We start from the raw sequence: 1,441 nt of genomic DNA on the forward strand, positions 1-1,441 counted from the left end.
GGGCGCGACGGCCATCACGCCGCCGATGCTGACCCTGGTGCAGCTGGACCAGGCCGCCATTGACGGCATCGTGGCCGGCGTGGAAGGCGGCGCGGCCAATGTGCAGGACATCTACCCGCTGGCTCCGCTGCAGGAAGGCATCCTGTTCCATCACCTGATGGAGAAGGAGGGCGACCCCTACCTGCTGCCCAGCCTTTACAGCTTCGCCTCGCGCGAGGCGCTTGAAAGCTTCGCGCAGGCCATCCAGCAGGTCATGGACCGCCACGACGTGCTGCGCACCTCCATTGCATGGGATGGTCTGCCGCAGCCGGTGCAGGTGGTCCATCGCAAGGTGCACCTGCCCTTGAGCTTCGAGACCCTGGATCCCCGGGACGGCGATGTCGCCGAGCAGCTGGAGGCCCGCTACGATCCGCGCCACCTGCGCCTGGACGTAGGCCGGGCGCCACTGCTGCGCTGCCATGCCGCCCACGATCCCGCGAATGGCCGCTGGCTGCTGCGCCTGCTCGCCCATCACCTGGCCATCGACCACACGACGCTTGAGCTGCTGGCCAAGGAGGCGCAGCTGATCGAGCAGGGTTGGACAGACCTGCTGTCCTCGCCGGCACCTTTCCGCAACTTCGTTGCGCAGGCCAGGCTGGGCGTGAGCCAGGAGGAGCACGAGGCCTTCTTCCGCCAGATGCTGGGAGACATCGACGAGCCCACGGCGCCTTTCGGCCTGCTGGATGTGCAGGGTGATGGCACGGGCATCGACGAGTCCAGCCTGCTCCTCAGTGCCCCGCTTTCTCAGGCGCTTCGCGGGCAGGCGCGCCGACTGGGCCTCAGCGTGGCGACGCTGGTTCACCTGGCCTGGGCGCTGGTGCTGGCCCGGTGCACCGGCCGTCAGGACGTGGTCTTCGGCACGGTGCTCTTTGGCCGCATGAGCGCAGGGCAGGAAGCCGATCGGGTCTTCGGCATGTTCATCAACACCTTGCCGGTGCGACTGAGCATCGACACCCGGGGCATTGCGGAGGCCGCACATCAGGTGCACCAGTTGCTGGCGCAGTTGCTGCGCCATGAACACGCGCCGCTGGCCCTGGCACAGCGTTGCAGCGCGGTGGAGGCCCAGGTGCCGCTGTTCACCTCTCTGCTGAACTTCCGCTACACCCCGCAAAGTGAAGAGAGCGTGGATGAAGCGAGTGCTGCCGCAGAGGGCGATGCGCTGCTGCTGCGTGCAGAGGAACGCACCAACTACCCGCTGACGCTGGCGGTGGACGATCTGGGCGAGGACTTCATGCTGACGGCGCAGGTCCAGGCGTCGGTGGGTGCTGAGCGGGTGTGTGCGCTGATGCACACGGCGCTGCAGGGCATGGTGCAGGCGCTGCAGCATGCGCCGCAGCAGGCGGTGCGGGACGTGGAGGTGCTGCCGGCGGCGGAGCGCGAGCAGGTGCTGGCGCTGGGCCGA

General features: G+C 68.2%; 1 protein-coding gene. It reads left to right on the top strand.

All coding sequences use genetic code 11. The features are described from left to right. Nucleotides 1-1,441, top strand: a 1,441-nt coding sequence (locus ABDJ40_RS24670; protein WP_347613765.1) for a condensation domain-containing protein, incomplete at both ends; no start/stop codon positions are given.

This window comes from Roseateles flavus, from assembly GCF_039872765.1.
Taxonomy (GTDB): domain Bacteria; phylum Pseudomonadota; class Gammaproteobacteria; order Burkholderiales; family Burkholderiaceae_C; genus Roseateles_B; species Roseateles_B flavus.